This window comes from Plantibacter auratus (genome assembly GCF_050587365.1).
GTDB classification, from domain to species: domain Bacteria; phylum Actinomycetota; class Actinomycetes; order Actinomycetales; family Microbacteriaceae; genus Plantibacter; species Plantibacter auratus.
Window position 1 is genome coordinate 1 of the sequence record NZ_JBOBFV010000001.1, and the last position, 22800, is coordinate 22800.

The following is a 22800-nucleotide window of genomic DNA, read 5'->3' on the forward strand; positions in this document are numbered from 1 at the left end:
TTGCGCCGATGGTACTGCAGGGGGGACCCTGTGGGAGAGTAGGACACCGCCGGACTTCTTCGTTGAAATGGCCACCCAAGGTTCTTGGGTGGCCATTTTGCGTTAACACGCTTTGTGCGTGAAGTCGTCGTTTCACGGGTACCGTGGGACAAGAATTCAACAGTAGGTTGACGCCGGGTGACGGCGTCCGAGCACCGTGGAGATCATCGTGAGTGACCAGTCAGCAGACCAGCCCGACAAGGGTGAGCGACGTCCTCCGAGATCTTCCGGTGACAACCGTGGGAACGGTGGTGCTCCACGGCGCGATGATCGTGCTCGCGGCACCGACCGCCCGCAGCGATCCGATGCGCCCAGGAGCGATCGTCCACGCACGGATCGTCCGCAGCGATCCGACCGTCCATCACGCAGTGGTGACCGTCCGTCATCGGGGGATCGTCCGCAGCGTTCCGATCGTCCTGCCTGGCAGAAGGACCGCCCGGCGTCCGGCGACCGACCGCAGCGCTCGGACCGTCCCGCGCGCAGTGGTGACCGTCCGTCATCCGGAGATCGACCGCAGCGTTCGGACCGCCCGGCTTGGCAGAAGGATCGGCCAGCGTCCGGCGATCGTCCGCAACGCTCGGACCGTCCCGCCTGGCAGCAGGATCGTCCGTCGTCGGGGGATCGTCCGCAGCGGTCCGACCGTCCCGCACGCAGTGGTGACCGTCCGTCCTCCGGAGATCGTCAGGACCGTGGAAACCGGACCGACCGTGGTCACTCCTCTGAGCGTGGTGGCCGTCCCGACCGCGGGCGCGAGAGCGGTGGACGCGAGCTGTGGACGCGCGATGGCGCTCCGGCCCGCGGCGACCGCGACGCGTTCCGACGCGAGCGCGAGCTGACCGAGGAAGAGCGCATCGCGTTCGAGCTCAAGTCGATCCGTCCGCGTCACGACGACCCGGAGATCCCCGACGACGTCACGCCGCAGGACCTCGACAAGGGTGCGCGGAACGAGCTGAAGACCCTGAGTAAGGAGAACGCCGACGGCGTCGCCCAGCACCTCGCGATGGCGGCGCGACTGATCGACAGCGATCCTGCGCTGGCGCACCTCCACGCGATGTCCGCCGCCCGTCGGGCCGGCCGGATCGCGATGGTCCGCGAGACCCTCGCCATCACCGCGTACGAGACCGGAGACTACGCCCTCGCGCTTCGCGAGCTGCGGACCTATCGCCGTATCTCCGGCAAGGACGACCAGCTGCCACTCATGGTGGACAGCGAACGCGGCGTCGGCCGGCCGGAGCGTGCCTTGGAACTCGGACGGTCCGTCGACCGCTCGACGCTCGACGTACCGGTCCGCGTCGCCCTCGCGATCGCGATGTCGGGTGCCCGGCTCGACCTCGGGCAGACCGAGGACGCGCTGCTCGAGCTCCAGATCCCGCAGCTCGACCCGAAGCGTGCGTTCTCCTACAGCCCGGCGCTGTTCAACGCATACGCCGAGACCCTCGAGGTCCTCGGCCGTGAGGAGGAGGCGGCCGTCTGGCACGACCGGGCGATGATCGCTTCCGAAGCGCTCGAGCAGTCCGCTGCGGACGACGAGGGCGAGACGATGGTGGTCGTGGAGGAGTTCCTCGAGTTCGACGACGAACCCGAGTCGCCCACCGCTGTCGCCCCCGAGTCCGACGATCAGCCTGGGGAGGAGCCGTCCGGTGAGTCCGCTGCTGATGAGAAGGCCTAAGCCCGTGACCCCGCTCGACGGCGTCGACGTGGTCCTCGCGGATCTGGACGGCGTGGTCTACGCCGGCCCGAATCCGATCCCGCACGCAGTTGAGTCGCTGAACCTGGCGGCGGAACACGTTCGCGTCGGATACATCACGAACAACGCCTCCCGGACGGACGCCTCCGTCGCGCAGCACCTCACCGACCTCGGCCTCAGCGTCGCGCCGGCAGAGGTCGTCACGAGCCCTCAGGCCGCGGTCCGGCTCCTGGCCGGCCTGGTGCCCGCCGGGTCCACGATCCTGGTGGTCGGTGGCGCCGGGCTCGTCGACGAGGTCGAGAAGGGTGGTTTCGTCGTCACCCGCTCCGCTGAGGACTCGCCGGCTGCGGTGATCCAGGGCTTCGCTCCCGAGGTCGGCTGGTCGCAGCTGGCCGAAGCGGCGTTCGCGCTGCAGACGCCGACCGCCGACGGTTCCGAGCTGCCGTGGGTCGCGACGAACACGGACTGGACCATCCCGCAGGCTCGTGGGATCGCACCGGGAAACGGCACGCTGGTGTCGGCCGTCCACACGGCGGTCGGCCGTCTGGCGACCGTCGCCGGGAAGCCGGAGGTACCGATCTTCGACGAGGCGAAGGTGCGTTTCGGCGCATCGAAGCCGCTCTTCATCGGCGACCGACTCGACACCGACATCCTCGGCGCGAACCGCGCCGGGATCGCGTCAGCCCTCGTCCTGACCGGCATCGATCGAGCCAAGCATGTCCTCGCAGCCGACCAGCACTCCCGGCCGACCTTCATCCTCGAGGACCTGCGGCAGCTGCACGAGCCGTATCCGGCCACCACCATGTCGCGCGACGGCAAGGCGGCGACGGTCGGTGCGGCCACGGTGCGGATCCGTGGGAACGACGTCGTGGTGGAGTCCGACGGCCCGTCCCGGATCGACCTGTTGCGTGCCGCGTGCGCCGCGATCTGGGCGTCCGGCCGTGCCATCTACGGGCTCAACGTCCCGGAGCGCCTGTACGCGGAGTGATGCCCCCCTCGGGAGGCGCGGTTCACCACGGGTGTTCGCCCACAGCGGTTCCCGGGGGCGGCGACGGCGGCGGCCGGTAGGGTTGCCCTGTGACGAACGAACCGGAGCACCCGACCGACGGCCTCGTGTCCCGCGTCCACCTCATCGACGAGCAGCCGCTCGAGGAGCGGGCCGCCGCATACAGCCAGCTCGTCGACGAACTGCGGGCGACGCTCGAGGGGAGCGACTCGCCGAAGACCTCGGCGTAGCGCATGGAGAACACACCCGAACCGTCGGCCACAGCCGATTCGCCGAACGGCGCCGCGCAGCCCGCCCGCCTCGACGCCGCCCTCGCCGCGCGAGGACTCGCCCGCTCCAGGACCCATGCGGCCCAGCTCATCGCCGACGGCCTCGTGAGTGTCGACGACCGCACGATCGTCAAAGCCTCCCACCGGGTCCACCCGGATGCTCGGGTCGTCGTCGCCGGCGCCGACCACTACGTGAGTCGCGCCGCCCACAAGTTGCTCGCCGCCCTGGACGCCTTCCCGGTCGTCGTCAACGACGCACTCGTCCTCGACGCAGGCGCCTCCACCGGCGGATTCACCCAGGTCCTGCTCGAGCGTGGAGCGCGTCGGGTGATCGCCCTCGACGTCGGGCACGACCAGCTCGTGCCGCAGCTCCGAGCAGACGAGCGGGTGCAGGTCGTGGAGGGGTGCAACGTCCGCTTCCTGACGCCGGAGCAGCTCAGCGAGCTCACCGGCCTGGACGAGCGTCCGTCGCTCGTGGTCGGCGATCTCTCGTTCATCTCCCTCACGCAGGTGCTCCCGGCACTCGTGTCGGTCGTCGCGTCACCGGCGGAACTCGTCCTGCTCGTCAAACCGCAGTTCGAGGTCGGTCGTGGTGGCGTCCGTGAGGGCGTCGTCACCGATCCCGCGCTCCGTGCCGACGCCGTCGCAGGCGTCCTCTGGGCGGCCTGGGACCTCGGGCTCGGGACGGCCGGGCTCATCCCATCGCCGATCGTCGGCACTCACGGCAACCGCGAGTATGTCGTGTGGATATCGGCGGAGCACGGAACCAATCCGACAGAATGGATGCAGCAGATCACCTCGATGGCTGGAGCGTAACCCGATGGCACATTCCACCGATCCTGCGGTCGCGGCGCGGAACATCCTGGTCGTCGCGCACACCGGTCGCGACGACTCACGCGATGCCGCCGTGCTCGTGTCCAGGCTGCTCCTGGAGGCGGGCGTCCGCCCGGTCCTCAGCGCGCTGGAGCGGGCCGACCTCATCGCCGTCGACCCGGATCTCGACGTCGTCTCCATCCTCGACGAGGAGGTCTCCCTCGGCGACATCGAACTGGCGATCGTCCTCGGCGGCGACGGCACGATCCTGCGAGCGGCCGAGGTCACGCGAGGATCGGCGGCGCCGCTGCTCGGGGTGAACCTCGGTCACATCGGCTTCCTCGCCGAGAGCGAGCGCGACGACCTCGCCGAGACGGTCGAACGCGTCGTACGTCGCGACTACTTCGTCGAGGAGCGCATGACGCTCTCCGTCCGGGTCAAGGTCGGCGCGGAGGTCGTCTACGAGACGTGGGCGCTCAACGAGGCCACGGTCGAGAAGGCGAGCCGGGAGCGCATGCTCGAGGTCGTGATCGAGGTCGATCAGCGTCCGCTCTCCTCGTTCGGGTGCGACGGGGTGGTCATCTCGACGCCGACCGGTTCCACCGCCTACAACTTCTCCGCGGGCGGGCCGGTCGTGTGGCCGTCGGTGGAGGCCATCACCCTCGTCCCGCTCAGCGCGCACGCCCTGTTCGCGAAGCCGCTCGTGGTCGGTCCGGAGTCGTCCCTCGCCGTCGAGGTGCTGGAACGCACGGACGGCCTCGGCGTGCTCTGGTGTGACGGCCGCCGGGCCAAGGACCTCCAGCCGGGCGCACGGGTGGTCGTCAGACGCTCCTCGGTGCCGGTCCGCCTCGCACGCCTCCACGAGAGCACCTTCACCGATCGTCTCGTCAACAAGTTCCGGCTGCCGGTCACCGGTTGGCGCGGCCCCGTCGGACGTGAGGAGCCGATGACCGGCACGATCCACCTCCCGGCCTCCACGGCCACCCGACACCACAGCGATCAGGAGGCCACCGCATGATCGAGGAGATCGAGATCCGCGACCTCGGCGTCATCGCGTCGGGGACGCTCCCGCTCGGTCCCGGCTTCACCGCCGTGACGGGTGAGACCGGCGCGGGCAAGACGATGGTGGTCACCGCCCTCGGGCTGCTCCTCGGTCAGCGGTCGGACAGCGGCGTCGTGCGAGCGGGCCAGAAGCAGACGAGTGTCCAGGGACGCTGGTTGGTGCCGGGCGACGGCTCGGTCGCCGAGCGCGTCCGCGAGGCCGGGGGAGACCTCGACCCCGCGGGTGATGCGGCAGAGCTGCTGCTCGGCCGGATCGTGACCGCCGAGGGCCGCGGCCGCGCGATCGTCGGTGGCCGGACGGCGCCCATCGGTATCCTCTCCGAACTCGGCGAGCAGCTCGTCGTCGTGCACGGGCAGTCCGATCAGATCCGTCTGCGGGCCGCGCCGGCCCAGCGGGACGCCCTCGACCGCTTCGCCGGTGAACCGCTCCAACTGGCCCTCGGTGACTACCAGCGGCGCTACACGGAGCTCCTGGAGCTGCGGACGGAACTCGAGACCCTGACGAACGAGCGCGACACGCGACTCCTCGAGGCCGAGCAGCTGCGCGTCGCGCTCGCCGAGATCGAGCAGGCCGACCCACAGCCCGGCGAGGACGCCGAGCTCGCCGAGCGCGCCGATCGACTGACCAACCTCGAGGAGCTCCGCCTCTCGGCGGCCGGCGCCCGAGAGCTCGTCTCGGCCGAGGCCGGCGAGGAGAGCGACGTCGTCGGACTGCTCGAAGGCGCGCGGCGGCAGCTCGACCGGGCCTCGGTGCACGATCCCGCCCTCGGCGCGATCGCCGCGAGTGTCGCCAACGCGAGCTACCTGGCTGCTGAGATCGCCGCCGAGCTCTCGAGCTACCTCGCCGGACTCGACGAGGACGGCGCTCGCGAACTCGAGGTCGTCCAGGAGCGCCGCGCGACCCTCGCGACGCTCGCCAGGAAGTACGGTCCGTCGCCCGAGGACGTCCTGCACCTGCTCGAGACGGGCAGCACCCGCCTGATGGAACTCGACGGCGACTCCGACCGCATCACCCAGCTCGAGGGCGACGTCGAACGACTCTCCGGGGAGGTCGACGCCGCCGCCGCGACGTTGAGCGCCGTCCGGGCCGAAGCCGCCGATCGACTCGGCGCAGCCGCGAGCGCCGAACTGCGCTCGCTCGCGATGGCCGAGGCGGAGCTGGTCGTCGAGGTGTCCGATCGCGACGACCTCACGCTGCACGGTAAGGACGTGATCGCCTTCCTCCTCCGGCCACACGCCGGTGCCGAGCCCCGACCACTCGGCAAGGGCGCCTCGGGCGGAGAGCTGTCCCGCGTGATGCTCGCCCTCGAGGTCGTCATCGCCGGTGCGGACCCCGTGCCCACCTTCGTGTTCGACGAGGTCGACGCCGGTGTCGGCGGAGCCGCGGCGATCGAGATCGGGCGTCGCCTCGCGGCCCTCGCCGAGCGCTCGCAGGTGATCGTCGTCACCCACCTCGCGCAGGTCGCGGCCTTCGCCAACAACCACCTGAGCGTGGTCAAGGGCGGCGACGGTTCGGTGACGGCCTCGAGCGTGCGCCAGCTCGTCGGCGCCGAGCGGGAGGCGGAGATGGCGCGGCTGCTCTCCGGGCTCGCGGAGTCCGACAGCGGCCTCGCCCACGCCCGCGAACTGCTCGCCCTCGCGGCCTCCTGACGACGCGACCGCGAAGGAAGCGACACATGAACCCGAACTGGATGGTAGGATAAAAGCCCGTGGTGAATACTTCTGAAGCGGGCAACCTGAACTCTCCGACCGACGGCATCGTCTCGGGCTCCAACGGCACGACCAAGCACATCTTCGTGACTGGTGGTGTCGTTTCTTCGTTGGGCAAGGGGCTCACCGCAGCCAGCCTCGGCAACCTGCTGACGGCGCGCGGGCTCCGAGTGGTCATGCAGAAGCTCGACCCCTACCTCAACGTCGACCCGGGCACGATGAACCCGTTCCAGCACGGCGAGGTCTTCGTGACCGACGACGGCGCCGAGACCGACCTCGACATCGGCCACTACGAGCGGTTCCTCGACATCGAGCTGAGCCAGGCCGCGAACGTGACGACCGGTCAGATCTACTCGACCGTCATCGCCAAGGAGCGTCGCGGCGAGTACCTCGGCGACACCGTGCAGGTGATCCCGCACATCACGGACGAGATCAAGCGCCGCATGCGCCTCCAGGCGTCCGAGACGCCCCAGCCCGACGTGATCATCACCGAGATCGGTGGCACGGTCGGCGACATCGAGTCGCAGCCGTTCATCGAGTCGGCTCGCCAGATCCGCCACGAGCTCGGCCGGAACAACGTGTTCTTCGTCCATGTGTCCCTCGTGCCGTACATGGGCGCCTCCGGTGAGCAGAAGACGAAGCCGACGCAGCACTCGGTCGCGGCCCTCCGGTCCATCGGCATCCAGCCCGACGCACTCGTGCTCCGCAGCGACCGCCCGGTGACCGAGAGCAACAAGCGCAAGATCGCGCTCATGTGCGACGTCGACGAGGACGCGGTCGTCAACGCGGTCGACGTCCCGAGCATCTACGACATCCCCACCATGCTGAACGACCAGGGCCTCGACGCGTACATCGCCGACCGCCTGGGTCTCGTCACCAACGAGGTCGACTGGAGCGGCTGGGCCGACCTCCTCGAGGCCGTCCACCACCCGAAGCACGCCGTCACCATCGGCCTCGTCGGCAAGTACATCGACCTGCCCGACGCCTACCTGTCGGTGACCGAGGCGCTCAAGGCCGGCGGCTTCGCCCACGACACCAAGGTCAGCATCCGGTGGATCCCGTCCGACGACTGCGAGACCGTCGAGGGAGCGATCAAGGCACTCGCCGATGTCGACGGCATCTGCGTCCCCGGTGGCTTCGGCATCCGCGGCATCGAGGGCAAGCTCGGCGCCCTGAAGTTCGCCCGCGAGAACGGCATCCCGGTGCTCGGCCTGTGCCTCGGACTGCAGTGCATGGTCATCGAGTACGCCAGGAACGTCGTCGGGCTCGAGGGCGCCAGCTCCTCCGAGTTCGACCCCGACACGCAGTTCCCCGTCATCGCGACGATGGCCGAGCAGGTCGAGATCATCGCGGGCGGCGACCTCGGCGGCACGATGCGCCTCGGTCTGTACGCGGCGAAGCTCGACGAGGGCTCGATCGTCGCCGAGCTGTACGGTGCGGACGAGGTGTCCGAGCGTCACCGTCACCGCTACGAGGTGAACAACGGCTACCGCCAGCAGATCGCGGACGCCGGCCTCCAGTTCTCCGGTCTGTCGCCCGACGGCACGCTGGTCGAGTACGTCGAGCTGCCGCGCGAGGTGCACCCGTTCTACGTCGCGACGCAGGCGCACCCCGAGCTGCGGTCGCGCCCGAACCACGCGCACCCGCTGTTCGCCGGCCTCGTCGGTGCTTCGCTCGAGCGCCAGCAGGCGAGCCGCCTGTTCGACGTCGCCAATGGTTGAGTCGATCGCCGACGCCGCGTCGTTGCGCGACGAGTCGCACCCCGTCGAGGTGGTGTCCTCCGAGCGCGCGTTCGCGGGCAAGGTGTGGGACATCCGTCGGGAGACGTTCCGCTACGGCGACGGCGAGGTCGTGCGCGAGTTCGTCGACCACACCGGTGCGGTCGCGGTGTTGGCGCTCGACGCCGACGAGCGCGTCCTGCTCATCCAGCAGTATCGCCACCCGATCGGCGAGCGCGACTGGGAGCTGCCGGCCGGCCTGCTCGACATCGCGGGGGAGGACCCGGCTGTTGCCGCGGGTCGCGAGCTGGAGGAGGAGGCCGACCTCGTCGCTGGTTCGCTCCAGCTGCTGACGGAGTTCTACACGACGCCCGGCGGCAGCAACGAGTCGATCCGCATCTACCTCGCGCGAGACCTCACGGCGACCGCCGAGGCCTTCGCCCGTGCTGAGGAGGAGGCGGACATCCTCGTGGAGTGGGTGCCCCTCGACGATGCCGTGGCCGCGGTGCTCGACGGTCGGCTCCACAACTCGATCCTGATGCTCGGCGTCCTCACGGCCGCCGCGGCTCGCGATCGCGGGTGGTCGACGCTGCGCGACAGCGGCGACTCCACGATCGGGCCGGGCGGAGCCTGAGGCGTGGCGCTCGATCGCGCGGTCGCCGACTACCTGCGACACATCGCGATCGAGCGCGGCCTGTCGGCCAACACCCAGGCCGCCTACCGACGGGATCTCGAAGGGTACCTCGCCTGGCTCGGCGCGCACGGCGTCGTCGAGGCGCCGGCCGTCACCGCCGCGCACGTGTCGGAGTACACGGCGTCGCTCCGGACACCCGAGGGGCAGCCGGTACGCGCGTCCTCGCTCGCCAGGGTGCTGTCGTCCATCCGCGGTCTCCACCGGTTCCTGCTCGACGAACAGCTCGTCGAGGTCGACGTCGCGCGCGAGGTCCGCCCGCCGAAGCTCCCGGGGCGACTCCCGAAGGCGATCACGATCGACCAGGTCCGCGCTCTGCTCGAGACGACCGACGGCGACGACCTGTTGGCCGTCCGCGACAAGGCGCTCCTCGAACTGCTCTACGCGACGGGGGCCCGCGTCTCCGAGGCCGTCGGCCTGAACGTCGACGACGTCATCGACACCGACATCGTCCGGCTCCTCGGCAAGGGCGGCAAGCAGCGGATCGTGCCGCTCGGCAGCTTCGCCCGTGACGCCGTCGACCGTTACCTCGTGCGCGTCCGGCCGGTCTTCTCCGGCCTCGGCCGGTCCACGCCGGCGCTCTTCCTCGGGCAGCGCGGTGCGCGGCTGTCCCGCCAGAGCGCGTGGCTCGTCCTCCAACGCGCCGCCGAGCGTGCAGGACTCGAGTCGCACGTCTCGCCGCACACCCTCCGACACTCCTTCGCGACGCACCTGCTGCAGGGCGGAGCCGACGTCCGCGTCGTGCAGGAACTCCTCGGTCACTCCTCGGTGGCGACGACCCAGCTGTACACGCTGGTGACGGTCGACAACCTCCGCGACGTGTACACGCAGTCCCATCCCCGGGCCAGATGGACCGCGGGCGGAGCGGTACCGCAGGCCTGACCCGTGGCCCGGTAGACTCGTCACTCGAACGACAGCAAGCGGGAGCGAGGCAACACCGGTGGCCGGTACGAAGCACACGAGCGCAGTGCAGGATTCTGCGCGCAAGACCGCCGCCGAACTGAACCCGAACGGCCCGACCGGCCGCCCGCGTCGTGAGTTCGCGGTGCCGCCCACGCTGGCGCAGCACGGTCCGGCACGCATCATCTCGCTCTGCAACCAGAAGGGTGGCGTCGGCAAGACGACGACCACCATCAGTCTGTCCGCCGCGCTGGCCGAATACGGCCGCCGGGTGCTCGTCGTCGACTTCGACCCTCAGGGTGCGCTGTCCGCCGGTCTCGGCATCTCCACCCACGACTCCAACACCGTGTACGACCTGCTGCTCGGCACCGTGAAGGACCCGGCCGAGGTCATCCAGCACACCGCCATCGAGGGTCTCGACGTGCTCCCGGCCAACATCGACCTCTCGGCCGCCGAGGTCCACCTCGTCAACGAGGTCGCGCGCGAGACGATCCTGGCCCGAGTGCTCCGCAAGGTGTCCGACGACTACGACGTCATCCTGATCGACTGCCAGCCCTCGCTCGGCCTGCTCACGGTCAACGCCCTCACCGCCAGCCACGGGGTCCTCATCCCGCTCGAGTGCGAGTTCTTCGCGCTCCGCGGTGTCGCGCTGCTCATCGAGACGATCGACAAGGTGCGCGACCGCCTCAACCCTGCGATCGAGCTCGACGGCATCCTCGCCACCATGTACGACTCCCGGACCCTGCACTCGCGTGAGGTCCTCGAGCGCGTCGTCGACGCGTTCGGCGAGAAGGTCCTCGAGACGGTCATCGGCCGGACCGTGAAGTTCCCCGACGCGAGCGTCGCCGGAACCCCGATCACCGAGTTCGCACCGGAGCACGCCGCCGCGAAGGCCTACCGTCAGCTCGCGAGAGAGCTCATCTCCCGTGGCGCGATCGCCTGATCCCGCGCGGACGCCCGTGGCCGTCCTCCCTCCGGCCGGCGACACCGGCTCGCGCTCCGCTGAGGCGACGCCCGTCGACCCCGCACCGGCACCGTCGTTCCGGGTGTCGTTCGAGGGTTTCGAAGGGCCCTTCGACCTCCTGCTGACCCTCATCGGCAAGCACGAACTCGACATCACCGAGGTCTCGCTCAGCCGCGTGACCGACGAGTTCATCGCCTACCTGCGCACGCTCGAGGCCGATGACGAACTCGACCAGGCGAGCGAGTTCCTCGTCGTCGCGGCCACCCTGCTCGACCTCAAGATCGCGGGGCTGCTGCCGCAGGGTGAGCTCGTCGACGCGGAGGACGTCGCCCTGCTGGAGGCGCGTGACCTGCTGTTCGCGCGCCTGCTGCAGTACCGCGCGTTCAAGCAGGCGTCGGCGTGGTTCGCGGAGCGCCTCGACCTGGAGGCGGCGCGCCACTTCCGGGCGGTCCGGCTGGAGGAGCAGTACCGTCAGCAGACCCCGGAACTCGTCTGGACGCTGACCGCGCAGGACTTCGGCGCACTCGCGACCCTCGCCTTCACGCCGCGCGAGGTGCCGACCGTGGGCCTCGACCACCTGCACGCACCGCTCGTGAGCATCCGGGAACAGGCGGCGCACGTCGTCGCCATCCTGCGCCGCGGCGGGTCCCACACCTTCCGCGAGCTCGTGGCCGGTGCGGAGCTGAAGGGCGTGGTCATCGCGCGCTTCATCGCCGTGCTCGAACTGTACCGACACGCCGCACTGTCCTTCGAGCAGATCGAACCGCTCGGCGAGCTCACGCTCCGCTGGACCGCCGAGACCTGGAACGACGACAGCCTCGCCAACCTGGGAGCCGATTACGATGCCTGACGCGACACCCGAGTCGATCGAGCGGCCGACGGACGCCGCCCAGGGCCTGCCGGCCGAGCCCGTGCCGGTGCCCGCACCGGACGTCCCGAGGGCGCTCGAGGCGATCCTCATGGTCGCCGACGAACCGCAGAGCCTCGTGAACCTGGCCGCCGCCGTGCACGTCCCGGTCGGCGCCGTCCGACGGGCCATCGCCGAACTCGTCGCCGACTACGACGGCGAACGCGGTGGCGTCCGACGCGGGTTCGAACTCCGCGAGGTCGGCGGCGGCTGGCGGATCTACGTCCGAGCCGACTACGACGCGCTCGTCACCGACTACGTCGTGACGCAGAACCCGACGAAGCTGTCGCAGGCGGCGCTCGAGACCCTGGCTGTGATCGCCTACAAGCAGCCGATCAGCCGCGGCGCGATCGCCTCGATCCGCGCCGTCAACGTCGACTCCGTCGTCCGCACCCTCCTCGGGCGCGGACTCATCACGGAGATGTTCACCGACAGCGAGACGGGTGCCATCAACTACGGCACCACCGATCTCCTGCTCACCCAACTTGGTATCAACGCCATCGAGGAGCTGCCGCGGATCTCGCCGTTGCTCGACGATGGCCGGGAAGGATTCGACAGTGACCAGCACTGAATCAGAGGGCATCCGCTTGCAGAAGGTGCTGGCGAACGCCGGCGTCGCCTCCAGGCGTGTGTCGGAGCAGCTCATCGAGGACGGCCGTGTGGAGGTGAACGGCGTCGTCGTCACCGAGCTCGGCTCGCGGATCGATCCGGAGCACGACCTCGTGTCCGTCGACGGCAGCGCCATCCAGCTCGACGCCTCGAAGCGCTACCTCATGCTCAACAAGCCGGTGGGCATCTACAGCTCGCTGAAGGACGACCGCGGTCGCCCCGACCTGCGCCGCTTCACCGAGCAGTACGAGGAACGGCTCTTCAACGTGGGCCGCCTCGACGCCGAGACGAGCGGCCTGCTCATCCTCACCAACGACGGCGACCTCGCGCACGTGCTCGCGCACCCGTCGTTCGGTGTGCAGAAGACGTACATCGCGAAGGTCACCGGCAAGGTCACCGCGCAGGTCCTCGCGAAGCTGACCGCGGGCATCGAGCTCGAGGACGGACCGATCTCCGCCGACAAGGCCCGCCTGCTCGGCACCGAGGACGGCTTCAGCCTCGTGGAGCTCACGCTGCACTCCGGGCGGAACCGCATCGTCCGTCGCATGCTCGACGCGGTCGGCCACCCGGTCGTCGACCTCGTGCGCCGTCAGTTCGGCCCCCTGCACCTTGGGACCCTCGGATCCGGCCAGCTGCGCGAGCTGAGCAAGGACGAACTCGGCGCCATCCTGACCATCGCCCGCGCACACGGTCCTGAAGCCCGCGCGGCCGACGGCACGGCAGCGGAGGCGTCGGAGCCGACGGCATGAGCGACCTGAGTTCCGCGCCCGCGCGCGTGCAGGGGTCGGTCCGCATCGTCGGAGCCGGCCTCCTCGGCGCGAGCATCGGACTCGCGCTGCGCGCCAAGGGCGTCGACATCATCCTCGACGACGCGTCGCCCAGCCAGTTGCGCCTCGCCATCGACTACGGCGCGGGTCGAGCTGCGGAACCCACCGACGACCCGTCCGTCGTCGTCATCTGCGTTCCACCGGACGTCACCGCTCGCGTCATCGAGGCCGAACTCGCCGCGTTCCCGCGCGCCGTCGTGACCGACGTCGCGAGCGTGAAGCTCGAACCGTACCGGGCACTGGTCGAGCGCGGCGTCGACCTCACCCGGTACATCGGTTCCCACCCGCTCGCCGGCCGTGAGCGCGGGGGAGCGATCTCCGCCAGGGCCGACCTCTTCCTCGGTCGCCCCTGGGTGATCTGCCGCGACGCCGAGACGCCCGCCTGGGCGCTGTCGCAGGTGGAGGGCCTCGCGCTCGACCTCGGCACCATCCCGATGGAGATGACGCCCGACGAGCACGACCGCTTCGTCGCGCTCGTCTCGCACACGCCGCAACTCGTCGCGAGCCTCCTGGCCGCCCAGCTGCAGGACGCCGAGGAGGGTGCGATCCAGCTCGCCGGACAGGGCCTGCGCGACACCGTCCGCATCGCCTCGAGCGCTCCGGAGCTCTGGGTCCAGATCCTCAGCGCCAACCACGCCGAGGTCCTCCCGGTGCTGGAGCAGCTGTCCACCGACCTCGCGTCGGTCATCTCGGCACTCCGGGACCCGGAGGTGCCGGGCGCTCGCCGCACGATCGCGGACACGATCGCCGCCGGCAACACCGGCGTCGCACGGCTCCCCGGCAAGCACGGCCAGAACCGCCGGTTCGCGAGCATCGTCGTCCTCCTCGACGACCGCCCCGGCCAGCTGGGCGCCCTGTTCACCGAGCTGGGTGAGATCGGCGTCAACATCGAAGACCTGCGTCTGGAGCACTCGCCCGGCGCGAACATCGGTCTCGCGGAGGTCCAGGTCCTCCCCGAGGTGAAGCAGCGCACCGTCGACGACCTCGAGTCGCGCGGCTGGCGCATCGCGGAAGTATAGGAAGAGACATGACCGAACAGCACCCCACCAGCACCGACTCATCGACGACGCCGGACGCACCCGTCGTGGTCGCGATCGACGGACCGGCCGGCAGCGGCAAGTCCAGCGTGAGCAAGGCCGTCGCCCGCCGGCTCGGCTACCGCTACCTGGACACGGGCGCCTGGTACCGCGCGCTCGCGCTCCACACGCTCGATGCGGACGTTGACCCCGAGGACTCGGCGGCGGTGATCGGCTCGCTCGACGCGTTCGGTGGCGCCTTCACCGTCTCCCTCGACCCGGACGTGACCGCGTTCACGCTCGGGGATCGCGACGTCACGGACGAGATCCGCGGCCCTCGTGTGACGGCTGTCGTGTCCGCCGTCGCCCGTGTCCCGGAGGTGCGTGCGTGGATCAACGAGACCTTCCGATCGCTCATCGCCGACGTCGACCGACCGGGCATCGTCGTCGAGGGACGCGACATCACCACGGTGGTCGCACCGGATGCTCAGGCTCGGATCCTGCTCACGGCATCCGAAGCGGCTAGAATGGCCAGGCGTTCAGCGGAATTCGAGAGCCACCCTGCCGGCGACGTCGCGGAACAACTGCAGCGGCGTGATCGGGCGGACTCCAGGGTCGTCGACTTCATGAACGCGGCGGACGGAGTGACCACGGTCGACTCCACGCACATCGACTTCGACGAGACGGTCGACGCGGTCGTCCGCGTCACCGAATCCCTCACAGCAAGGAACTCCCATGGCTCACGATGACGAGCAGTTCGACGGAGGCCCCGACGACCTCGCGGACCGCCTCCAGGACATGGACGAGGAGCTCGCGACCCAGCGGGCCGCGTCCCTCCGCTCCGGCCTGGCCGACTACGACCTCGAGGGCGACGACCTCGACATCCTCGACGGCGCGACGGAGGACCCGGACGAGATCCGCTTCCTGCCGGCGCTGCCCGTCGTGGCGATCGTCGGTCGCCCGAACGTGGGCAAGTCCGCACTGGTGAACCGCATCCTCGGCCGTCGTGAGGCCGTCGTGGAGGACACCCCCGGTGTCACCCGCGACCGCGTCAACTACAAGGCCGAGTGGAACGACCGTCGCTTCACGGTCGTCGACACCGGTGGGTGGGAGCCCGACGCCAAGGGGATCGACGCGTCCGTCGCGGCCCAGGCCGAGATCGCCATCGACCTCTCCGACGTCGTGATCTTCGTGGTCGACGCCATGGTCGGCGCCACGGCGACCGACGAGCAGGTCGTCAAGCTGCTCCGCAAGACCGGACGCCCCGTCTTCCTCGTCGCCAACAAGGTCGACGACGCCCGTCAGGAGCCGGAGGCCGCAGCGCTCTGGAACCTCGGCCTCGGCGAGCCCCACCCGGTCTCCGCGATCCACGGCCGTGGCGTCGCCGACCTCCTCGACAAGATCCTCAAGGTCCTCCCGCAGGTCTCGGCCGTCGCGAAGGACGAGTTCGGCGGCCCCCGCCGCGTCGCGATCCTCGGACGCCCGAACGTCGGCAAGTCCAGCCTGCTCAACAAGACCGCAGGCGAGGAGCGCGTCGTCGTCAACGACCTCGCCGGGACCACCCGCGACCCGGTCGACGAGCAGATCGAGCTCGGCGGCAAGATCTGGCGCTTCGTCGACACCGCGGGTATCCGTCGTCGCGTGCACCTGTCACAGGGTGCCGACTTCTACGCGTCGCTCCGCACGAGCACGGCGCTCGAGAAGGCCGAGGTGGCCGTCGTCCTCATCGACGTCACCGAGGTGATCAGCGAGCAGGACGTGCGCATCATCGACCTCGTCCTCGAGAGCGGTCGCGCCCTCGTGCTCGCCTTCAACAAGTGGGACCAGCTCGACGACGAACGCCGGAAGTACCTGGAGCGCGAGATCGAACAGGACCTCTCGCACGTGTCGTGGGCACCGCGCGTCAACATCTCCGCGCGGACGGGACGCCACCTCGAGCGTCTCGTCCCGGCCCTCGAGGTCGCACTCGAGTCGTGGGACATGCGTATCCCCACGGGCAAGTTCAACGCCTTCCTCGCCGAGCTCACGGCGGCTCACCCGCACCCGCTGCGCGGTGGCAAGCAGCCCCGCATCCTGTTCGGCACGCAGGCCGCGAGCCGCCCGCCGACCTTCGTGCTCTTCACGACCGGCTTCCTCGACCCCGGTTACCGTCGCTACGTGATCCGTCGCCTGCGCGAGATCTGGGGCTTCGAGGGCACGCCGATCAACGTCAACATGCGCGTCCGCGAGAAGCGCCAGCGCTGATCCACCGCGCCCGTCCCTCGGACGGCGACGACGAAGGCCCGGGACCACTCCATGGAGTGGTCCCGGGCCTTCGTCGTACTGGTCGAGGCGTGTTCAGGAGCGCGCGAGGGCGGATTCGTCCGCGGGCGCCAGGGCGGGACCGTGTTCGGTCTCGAACGGCCACCAGCTCGGGAGCAGTTCGCCGATGACCTCGAGGAACGACTCGACGTCGCGTGGTGCTGGGGTGTCGAGCCAGACCCGGAAGGTCGCGACGGAGCCCGCGGCGACGAAGTGCGCCGCTGATCGCATGAACAGCTCGCCCTGCTCCTCGCTCAGGCATTCGGCGTGGGGGAGGGTGATCGCCCCGCGCTCGAAGATGTCGAGCACCGTCGAGGTGAAGACCCGGTTGAGCATGGGCTGCAGACTCGCGCCGATGAGGTCGTCGCCGAGACCGACGCGGTAGATGTCGGCGCGCTCGTCGATGTGGCGGAGCGCGGCGACCGTGGCCCGGGTGATCGCCGCCGGGGCGTCGTCCGCGGAGACGGTCGCCAGGTGCGTCATGCTCAGCTCGGTGAGCTCCTCGGCGAGGACCGATTCGAGCAGCTCGCACGGCGCCGCCGCGTGCTGGTAGAAGGTCGATCGGTTGATGCCGGCGCGTGCGGCGATCTCCGAGACGGAGATCTCGGAGCTGGGGCGTTCTGCGGCGAGTTGCAGGATCGTGCGCGCGAGCCGTGCCCGCGTCCGGCGTTGACGTGCATCCATGAGGGTCCTTCACGTGGGTTCGGTGCGGCGGGCGCGAGCGCGGCCGATGCAATACTGGAGTTCAATATATAACATATTCCGCACGTGCGGTGGAGATGACCCTGACCAAGGGGGTGGCGCACAGCGTTTCGTGCCAGGCTGGTCCAATGACTGATGCGCATCCTCCCGGCGGCCCCGTCCGGGACGCCGGGGATGCCTGGGTCGAATCCGGAGACGGCCGGAAGTACTGGGGGCGGTTCGGTGCAGCCGGACTCCTGGTGCACGATCGGGCCCGCGGTGTGCTGTTGCAGCACCGGGCCGGCTGGAGCCACTTCGGCGGCACCTGGGGCATCCCGGGCGGTGCGCGTCATCAGTTCGAAAGCGCTGTCGACGGCGCGGTCCGTGAGTCGCACGAGGAGGCGGGTGTCCCCGCCGAGTCGATCGAGTTGCGGTTCGACTCCGTGCTCGATCTCGGATTCTGGTCGTACACGACGGTGATCGTCGAGGCGGTCGAGCCGTTCGAACCCGTGGTCTCCGACCCGGAGAGCATCGCGCTCGCCTGGGTGCCGCTCGCCGAGGTCGAGACGTTGCCCCTGCACCCCGGCTTCGCCGATTCGTGGCCCGGCCTGCGGTCGCAGCTCGAGCGCCGCGTCACGGTCGTCGTCGACGTCGCGAACGTCATCGGGTCGCGACCGGACGGGTGGTGGAAGGACCGTGCGGGTGCCGCACAGCGGTTCGTCGCGCGACTCGGCCGCCTCGCGCACGAGGGACTCGACGCCCAGGCGCTCGACCTCGACTTCAACCGCTGGTGGCCGGCCTACGTCGCCGTCGTCGAAGGACAGGCCCGCGGCGTCCACACCGATGACGACGTGCAGGAGCCCGGGCATGAGCTGCGGGCGGGCGTCTCGGTCGTCGATGCGGCCGGGAGTGGCGACGACGCCATCGTGGACGTCGTCCGGGAGCTCGACGGGGCGGTCGTCGTGATCACCTCGGACCGCGAGCTGCGGGAACGCGTCGAGGGTCTGGGCGCGACGACGCGGGGTGCCGGCTGGCTGACGGACCTGCTCGACGCAACGGTCTGAGGAGAGCGACAGCCGCTCCACAGGAGCCCGCAGATCGGCGGTGCCGTCGCGGGAGACCGCTTTCCTGCACGCCGCCTGGGCGTTCAGTAGGGTTGGAGCCATGACCCTGTTCATCATCGTCGGCGCCGTCGGTCTCGTGATCGTCCTCATCTCCCTGGTCTTCGGTGAGATCTTCGACTTCCTGGACGGGGCGGTCTCGGCCACCGCGCTCGGGAGCGCGTTCACCGTCTTCGGTGCGGTCGGCGCGATCGTGCTCGCGAACGGGCTGCCCGTCTGGTCCGCGTATGTAATCTCCGCCGTCATCGGTGTCCTCGTGCTCGTGGGCGTCCAGCTGATGATCCGGAGCTTCAAGCGCTCGGAGGACGGCACGCCGAGTTCACCGCTCGGTCTCTACGGCGTCGCCCGGTCGACCATCTCGGCTTCCTTCGGCGAGGTCAGCCTCGACGGTCCGCACGAGATCGAGACGCGCCTCGCCTTCTCCGACACCCGGATCGAGACAGGCAGTCGGATCCGCGTGGTCGAGCTCCAGGGTTCCCGCGTGAAGGTCGAACCCGCGTCGAGCGGAGCAGCTGCCGGCACGCAGCCCTGATTCCATCCATCCACCAGCACGCCCTCGAGGGGAAGGCACCTGCCCTATGGACTTCATCACCACCAACATCACGGTGATCGCCGTGATCGCACTCGTCGTGGTGGCGCTCGCGATCGTCGCGTTCGTCGCCGGACGGATCAAGCGCGTACCGCCGAACCAGGCGCTCGTCATCGTCGGTCGGGGGGCCGGCGCCAAGACGGGTGAGCCAGATGGCGGTCAGCGCGTCGTCATCGGTGGGCGGGTGTTCATCTGGCCGATCCTGCAGCAGGGCTTCCCGATCTCGCTCGAGCAGCGCCAGATCGGCATCGTCGTGGAGGGCGTCGACACCAACTTCATCAAGGTCGCCATCCAGGCGAGCGTGAACTTCAAGGTCTCCGGCACGCCGGAGGGTGTGCGCCGTGCCGCGCAGCGCTTCCTCTCGCAGCAGGGGTCGCTGACGCAGATCATCCAGCAGTCCCTCGAAGGCTCGCTGCGTTCCATCATCGGGAACATGCCGATCAAGGAGATCATCTCCAACCGCAACGCCCTGTCCGAAGCGGTGGTCGAGGCGACCAAGACGGATCTCGCCGAGCAGGGCCTCCAGGTCGACCTGCTGAACATCTCCGACATCTCGACGCCGGGCACCAACTACCTCGCCGACCTCGGTCGAGCGGAGAACGCGCTCGCCCGGCAGAACGCGGAGATCAAGGAGGCCGAGACCGCTCGTGCGTCCGAGTTCGCGCGGATCGAAGCGGCGGAGCAGGTCGCGGAGCGGCAGAAGGCCCTGAGCCTCAAGCAGGCGACGATCAAGGCGGAGACCGACCGCGCGAACGCCGAGGCCGAGGCCTCCGGTCAGCTCGCCACGGCGCAGCAGGACCGCCTGGTCGCGGAGCAGGAGCGCGAAGCCCTCGCCGAGAAGGCGAAGGTGGAGCAGGAGCGGCTCGACATCGAGGTGCGCAAGCCGGCCGAGGCCGACGCGTACGCGACGGTCCAGCGCGCGCAGGCGGCCCGAGATGCGGCCAATGCCGCAACGGAAGCCGACGCGTTCAAACGCAAGACCATCGCCGAGGCGAACAAGGTCGCGGCGGTGCAGGACGCCCAGGCGGCTGCGGAGTCCGTGCGTCTCGCCGGAACCGCTGAGCGCGACAAGCAGATCGCGCTGGCCGAGGGTATCCGCGCCCAGGGTGACGCGAAGGCGTCGGCCGTGGCCGCGGAGGGTCTGGCGGAGGCAGAGGCGATCGACGCGAAGGCCGAGGCGCTGAAGAAGTACGGTGAGGCCGGACTCGCGTCCGAGATCATCGCCCGTCTGCCCGAGATCACTCGTGCCGTGTCCGAGCCGCTCGGCAACATCTCGAATCTCACGGTCATCTCGACCGAGGGTGCGTCGGCCGTCACGAAGACGGTCGGCCAGGTGGTCAGCGAGGTTCCGAAGGTCGTCAAGGACATCACCGGGCTCGACCTGTCCGCCCTCCTGGGCGGGGTCGCCGGTGGCGCGCTGGGGGAGAACCTCCAGCAGGCGATGTCCGACAACGCGGCTGCGGCCGCGAAGCGCCAGCCGAAGGCGCCCGCGTCACCCGACGCCGTCTGAGTCGCTGGACCATCGGGAGCCGGTCGCCTTCGGGTGGCCGGCTTCTGGCGTTGTTCCACGACTCCTCGGGCGATTCGCCGGTGTCGCTTTGGAGCTTGTCAAGCGGTCCCGTCGCATCCCCGGTCGGGCATACGCGCCCGCCTAGTGTGGAGGCATGCGTGCGGTGCGCACGGGTGTCATCTGGAGGATCGTCGTGGACCATCGAGGAAACACAGCCGAGCAGCGTGAGGGCGGGCAGTCGTCGGAGCCGACCGAGGCCGGCGAGGCCCAGCGTCAGCGTCTGGCCGAGCGGCCGTGGCTGTCGTCCTACGCCAGTGGCGTGCCCGCCGACATCGACGAGGTCACCGAGACGCTCGTCGACCTGCTCGACACCTCGGTGAAGCGCTTCGGCGATCGCATCGCCCTGGAGTTCTTCGGTGCCGAGACGAGCTACAGCGAGCTCGGCGAACAGGTCGCGCGAGCGGCTGAAGGGCTCCGCAAGCTCGGCGTGAAGCCGGGCGACCGCGTGGCGCTCGTGCTGCCGAACTGCCCGCAGCACGTCGTCGCGTTCTACGCGGCGCTCCGGCTCGGTGCGACGGTCATCGAGCACAACCCGCTCTACACGGCTCGTGAGCTGCGGCATCAGTTCGAGGACCACGGCGCGCACGTCGCGATCGTGTGGGACAAGGTCTACGACCTCGTCGCCGACCTCCCGGCCGACGTGATGCGCGGCCGGATCGTGTCCGTCGACATCACCCAGGCTCTGCCGTTGTCGAAGCGTCTGGCGCTCCGGCTGCCGGTGAAGCGTGCGCGCGAGTCGCGTGCGGCGATGACCGCGACCCCGTCGGCGAAGCACGTGCTTCCGTGGGAACGTCTGATCGGCGGACGGAAGCTGTCGAAGCGGGTCGTGCGTCCGACGCTCGACGACACCGCGCTCCTGCAGTACACGAGCGGGACGACCGGGGCGCCGAAGGGTGCCATCCTGACGCACCGCAACCTGCGGGCGAACGCCGAGCAAGGACGCGCCTGGGTACCGGGACTGAGCGAAGGTGGCGAGGTCTTCTACGGAGTCCTGCCGCTGTTCCACGCGTACGGCATGACGCTGTGCCTCACGTTCGCCATGAGCATCGGGGCGAGGCTCGTGCTGTTCCCGAAGTTCGACCTGGAGCTGGTGCTCACAGCCGCGAAGAAGTCCCCGCCGACGTTCCTCCCGGCGGTGCCGCCCATCTACGACGCGCTGTCGCGTGCGTCGAGCCGCAAGGGCGTCGACCTGACGAGTGTCCGCTTCGCGATCTCCGGGGCGATGAGCCTCCCGGTGTCGACGGTCACGCGGTGGGAGGAGGCGACCGGCGGTCTGCTCGTCGAGGGCTACGGGATGACGGAATCGTCGCCGGTGGCACTCGGCAACCCGATCGGTCCGTCGCGTCGGCCGGGCACCGTGGGGGTGCCGTTCCCGAGCACCGAGATCCGCGTCGTCGATCCCGAGAACCCGACGGTGGATCGTGCGGCGGGGGAGTCGGGCGAGCTGCTGCTTCGTGGCCCGCAGGTCTTCCAGGGGTACTGGGGTCGTCCGGACGAGTCGCGCGAGGCGTTGCTCGAGGGTGGCTGGTTGCGGACCGGCGACATCGTGACGGTGTCGGCGGACGGCTTCGTGACGGTCATCGACCGGGTGAAGGAGCTCATCATCACCGGCGGGTTCAACGTGAGCCCGTCCGAGGTGGAGGAGACGCTCCTGTCGCACCCGGACGTCGAGTCGGCCGCCGTGGTCGGCCTGCCGCGCGATTCCGGTGGCGAGGATGTGACGGCCGCGGTGGTCATGCGTGCCGGAACGGTGTTCGACGCCGGCTCGTTGCGCGACTACTGCCGGACCCGCCTCACGGCGTACAAGGTGCCGAAGCGGGTCGTGCAGCTCGACGAGCTGCCGACGTCGCTCATCGGCAAGGTGCTGCGACGCAAGGTGCGCGACCAGCTCGTCGCGGATCGCAAGGCTGAGTAGCGCCTGTCCGGGCACCTGCCCGGACCTCTCGGCACATCGTGGGACGCGTCCTGGAGGCGTCTGATTGTTTCGCGGTGGTCAGCCGCGGGACTCGGGGTGCAGCCAGTGGCGCACCACGGGGATGAGCAGTGACAGCGCGACGAAGGTGATGGCGCCGCCGATGATGGCATCGTCGATCGGCGTGTTCCGGCTGACCTGCACGATGCCGGAGACGATCGCGACCGGCAGGGCGGTGAGTGCCGCGACGCGGACCTCTTTCCAGTAACGGCTGTAGCGCATGGTGGTCCTTCGTCGGGTGACCGGATCGGTCGGTTCGTCCTGTCGCGCGGGTGCGGACGAGTCACGGTAGCGTGCCCCGTGCGGGGGCGGGCAGGGGAGACCTCCCACCCGACGAGTGCGGCTTGT

23 protein-coding genes are annotated in these 22800 nt (G+C 69.8%); 20 read left to right on the top strand and 3 right to left on the bottom strand.

Annotation, left to right across the window (positions count from 1 at the left end; all coding sequences use genetic code 11):
- Window positions 1-535: 535 nt before the first annotated feature.
- On the bottom strand, window positions 536-925 hold the full coding sequence (locus ACQ3HE_RS00005; protein ID WP_430890775.1) for a hypothetical protein: 390 nt from the start codon (window positions 923-925) through the stop codon (window positions 536-538).
- Window positions 926-1039: 114 nt separating this feature from the next.
- On the opposite strand from ACQ3HE_RS00005, the gene ACQ3HE_RS00010 reads away from it, so the two are divergent.
- The 16 genes from ACQ3HE_RS00010 (at window position 1040) to der (ending at window position 16462) form a co-directional block, all read left to right on the top strand.
- Window positions 1040-1708, top strand: coding sequence for a hypothetical protein (locus tag ACQ3HE_RS00010; RefSeq protein ID WP_426737961.1), 669 nt, complete (start codon window positions 1040-1042; stop codon window positions 1706-1708).
- Window positions 1695-2714 carry an HAD-IIA family hydrolase gene (locus ACQ3HE_RS00015; RefSeq protein ID WP_430890777.1) on the top strand — a complete coding sequence of 340 codons (1020 nt, stop codon included), beginning with the start codon at window positions 1695-1697 and terminating at the stop codon, window positions 2712-2714. Before ACQ3HE_RS00010 ends, ACQ3HE_RS00015 begins: the two co-directional genes overlap by 14 nt.
- A gap of 89 nt (window positions 2715-2803) precedes the next feature.
- Entirely contained in the window at window positions 2804-2962 is a 159-nt protein-coding gene (locus ACQ3HE_RS00020; protein ID WP_162852287.1) for a hypothetical protein, read from the top strand.
- 3 nt (window positions 2963-2965) lie between these two features.
- Window positions 2966-3817 carry a TlyA family RNA methyltransferase gene (locus ACQ3HE_RS00025; RefSeq protein ID WP_430890779.1) on the top strand — a complete coding sequence of 284 codons (852 nt, stop codon included), beginning with the start codon at window positions 2966-2968 and terminating at the stop codon, window positions 3815-3817.
- A gap of 4 nt (window positions 3818-3821) precedes the next feature.
- Complete coding sequence (locus tag ACQ3HE_RS00030) at window positions 3822-4832, top strand: NAD kinase (RefSeq protein ID WP_430890781.1); 1011 nt, start codon at window positions 3822-3824, stop codon at window positions 4830-4832.
- Window positions 4829-6526 (top strand): DNA repair protein RecN, encoded by a 1698-nt coding sequence (recN, locus tag ACQ3HE_RS00035; protein WP_430890782.1) that lies wholly within the window; start codon window positions 4829-4831, stop codon window positions 6524-6526. The genes ACQ3HE_RS00030 and recN overlap by 4 nt, the downstream gene beginning before the upstream one ends.
- An 86-nt stretch (window positions 6527-6612) precedes the next feature.
- Window positions 6613-8307, top strand: coding sequence for a CTP synthase (gene pyrG, locus ACQ3HE_RS00040; protein ID WP_199862395.1), 1695 nt, complete (start codon window positions 6613-6615; stop codon window positions 8305-8307).
- Entirely contained in the window at window positions 8300-8938 is a 639-nt protein-coding gene (locus ACQ3HE_RS00045) for an NUDIX domain-containing protein (protein WP_159879008.1), read from the top strand. Before pyrG ends, ACQ3HE_RS00045 begins: the two co-directional genes overlap by 8 nt.
- Before the next feature lie 3 nt (window positions 8939-8941).
- Window positions 8942-9877: a site-specific tyrosine recombinase XerD gene (gene xerD, locus ACQ3HE_RS00050; protein ID WP_430890784.1), complete on the top strand. Its 936-nt coding sequence runs from the start codon at window positions 8942-8944 to the stop codon at window positions 9875-9877.
- 85 nt (window positions 9878-9962) lie between these two features.
- A complete protein-coding gene (locus tag ACQ3HE_RS00055; RefSeq protein WP_071260744.1) occupies window positions 9963-10838 on the top strand; it encodes a ParA family protein in 876 nt (291 codons plus the stop codon).
- A 16-nt stretch (window positions 10839-10854) separates the two neighbouring features.
- Window positions 10855-11709, top strand: a complete 855-nt coding sequence (locus tag ACQ3HE_RS00060) for a segregation and condensation protein A (RefSeq protein WP_430890786.1) — start codon at window positions 10855-10857, stop codon at window positions 11707-11709.
- The gene (gene scpB, locus ACQ3HE_RS00065) at window positions 11702-12337 is read left to right on the top strand and encodes an SMC-Scp complex subunit ScpB (RefSeq protein ID WP_430890788.1); all 636 of its coding nucleotides are present in this window, start codon (window positions 11702-11704) and stop codon (window positions 12335-12337) included. Before ACQ3HE_RS00060 ends, scpB begins: the two co-directional genes overlap by 8 nt.
- Window positions 12303-13124 carry a pseudouridine synthase gene (locus ACQ3HE_RS00070; RefSeq protein WP_086475416.1) on the top strand — a complete coding sequence of 274 codons (822 nt, stop codon included), beginning with the start codon at window positions 12303-12305 and terminating at the stop codon, window positions 13122-13124. The genes scpB and ACQ3HE_RS00070 overlap by 35 nt, the downstream gene beginning before the upstream one ends.
- Window positions 13121-14221 (top strand): prephenate dehydrogenase, encoded by a 1101-nt coding sequence (locus tag ACQ3HE_RS00075; protein ID WP_430890789.1) that lies wholly within the window; start codon window positions 13121-13123, stop codon window positions 14219-14221. Before ACQ3HE_RS00070 ends, ACQ3HE_RS00075 begins: the two co-directional genes overlap by 4 nt.
- Before the next feature lie 8 nt (window positions 14222-14229).
- A complete protein-coding gene (cmk, locus tag ACQ3HE_RS00080; protein WP_430890790.1) occupies window positions 14230-14967 on the top strand; it encodes a (d)CMP kinase in 738 nt (245 codons plus the stop codon).
- Entirely contained in the window at window positions 14954-16462 is a 1509-nt protein-coding gene (der, locus tag ACQ3HE_RS00085; protein ID WP_085514417.1) for a ribosome biogenesis GTPase Der, read from the top strand. Before cmk ends, der begins: the two co-directional genes overlap by 14 nt.
- Window positions 16463-16555: 93 nt before the next feature.
- Here the strand turns inward: der and ACQ3HE_RS00090 are convergent, their stop codons facing one another.
- Window positions 16556-17203, bottom strand: coding sequence for a TetR/AcrR family transcriptional regulator (locus ACQ3HE_RS00090; RefSeq protein WP_430890791.1), 648 nt, complete (start codon window positions 17201-17203; stop codon window positions 16556-16558).
- A gap of 146 nt (window positions 17204-17349) precedes the next feature.
- Here ACQ3HE_RS00090 and ACQ3HE_RS00095 point away from each other — a divergent pair, with 146 nt between their 5' ends.
- From ACQ3HE_RS00095 to ACQ3HE_RS00110, 4 genes are all read left to right on the top strand, one after another.
- On the top strand, window positions 17350-18264 hold the full coding sequence (locus ACQ3HE_RS00095) for an NUDIX domain-containing protein (RefSeq protein ID WP_430890792.1): 915 nt from the start codon (window positions 17350-17352) through the stop codon (window positions 18262-18264).
- Window positions 18265-18364: 100 nt separating this feature from the next.
- Entirely contained in the window at window positions 18365-18853 is a 489-nt protein-coding gene (locus ACQ3HE_RS00100; RefSeq protein WP_430890793.1) for an NfeD family protein, read from the top strand.
- 46 nt (window positions 18854-18899) lie between these two features.
- Entirely contained in the window at window positions 18900-20420 is a 1521-nt protein-coding gene (locus tag ACQ3HE_RS00105) for a flotillin family protein (protein WP_192020005.1), read from the top strand.
- Between the two features lie 154 nt (window positions 20421-20574).
- Entirely contained in the window at window positions 20575-22395 is a 1821-nt protein-coding gene (locus ACQ3HE_RS00110) for a long-chain-fatty-acid--CoA ligase (RefSeq protein WP_137241552.1), read from the top strand.
- 78 nt (window positions 22396-22473) lie between these two features.
- Here ACQ3HE_RS00110 and ACQ3HE_RS00115 read toward each other — a convergent pair whose 3' ends face one another.
- The gene (locus tag ACQ3HE_RS00115) at window positions 22474-22674 is read right to left on the bottom strand and encodes a hypothetical protein (protein WP_194644715.1); all 201 of its coding nucleotides are present in this window, start codon (window positions 22672-22674) and stop codon (window positions 22474-22476) included.
- Window positions 22675-22800 lie beyond the last annotated feature (126 nt).

Coding starts and splice junctions, on each gene's coding strand:
- ACQ3HE_RS00010 (WP_426737961.1), top strand. CDS start 1,040: ATGGCGGCGCGACTGATCGACAGCGATCCTGCGCTGGCGCACCTCCAC.
- ACQ3HE_RS00015 (WP_430890777.1), top strand. CDS start 1,695: ATGAGAAGGCCTAAGCCCGTGACCCCGCTCGACGGCGTCGACGTGGTC.
- ACQ3HE_RS00025 (WP_430890779.1), top strand. CDS start 2,966: ATGGAGAACACACCCGAACCGTCGGCCACAGCCGATTCGCCGAACGGC.
- ACQ3HE_RS00030 (WP_430890781.1), top strand. CDS start 3,822: ATGGCACATTCCACCGATCCTGCGGTCGCGGCGCGGAACATCCTGGTC.
- recN (WP_430890782.1), top strand. CDS start 4,829: ATGATCGAGGAGATCGAGATCCGCGACCTCGGCGTCATCGCGTCGGGG.
- ACQ3HE_RS00045 (WP_159879008.1), top strand. CDS start 8,300: ATGGTTGAGTCGATCGCCGACGCCGCGTCGTTGCGCGACGAGTCGCAC.
- scpB (WP_430890788.1), top strand. CDS start 11,702: ATGCCTGACGCGACACCCGAGTCGATCGAGCGGCCGACGGACGCCGCC.
- ACQ3HE_RS00070 (WP_086475416.1), top strand. CDS start 12,303: ATGGCCGGGAAGGATTCGACAGTGACCAGCACTGAATCAGAGGGCATC.
- ACQ3HE_RS00075 (WP_430890789.1), top strand. CDS start 13,121: ATGAGCGACCTGAGTTCCGCGCCCGCGCGCGTGCAGGGGTCGGTCCGC.
- cmk (WP_430890790.1), top strand. CDS start 14,230: ATGACCGAACAGCACCCCACCAGCACCGACTCATCGACGACGCCGGAC.
- der (WP_085514417.1), top strand. CDS start 14,954: ATGGCTCACGATGACGAGCAGTTCGACGGAGGCCCCGACGACCTCGCG.
- ACQ3HE_RS00090 (WP_430890791.1), bottom strand. CDS start 17,203: ATGGATGCACGTCAACGCCGGACGCGGGCACGGCTCGCGCGCACGATC.
- ACQ3HE_RS00095 (WP_430890792.1), top strand. CDS start 17,350: ATGACTGATGCGCATCCTCCCGGCGGCCCCGTCCGGGACGCCGGGGAT.
- ACQ3HE_RS00100 (WP_430890793.1), top strand. CDS start 18,365: ATGACCCTGTTCATCATCGTCGGCGCCGTCGGTCTCGTGATCGTCCTC.
- ACQ3HE_RS00105 (WP_192020005.1), top strand. CDS start 18,900: ATGGACTTCATCACCACCAACATCACGGTGATCGCCGTGATCGCACTC.
- ACQ3HE_RS00110 (WP_137241552.1), top strand. CDS start 20,575: ATGCGTGCGGTGCGCACGGGTGTCATCTGGAGGATCGTCGTGGACCAT.
- ACQ3HE_RS00115 (WP_194644715.1), bottom strand. CDS start 22,674: ATGCGCTACAGCCGTTACTGGAAAGAGGTCCGCGTCGCGGCACTCACC.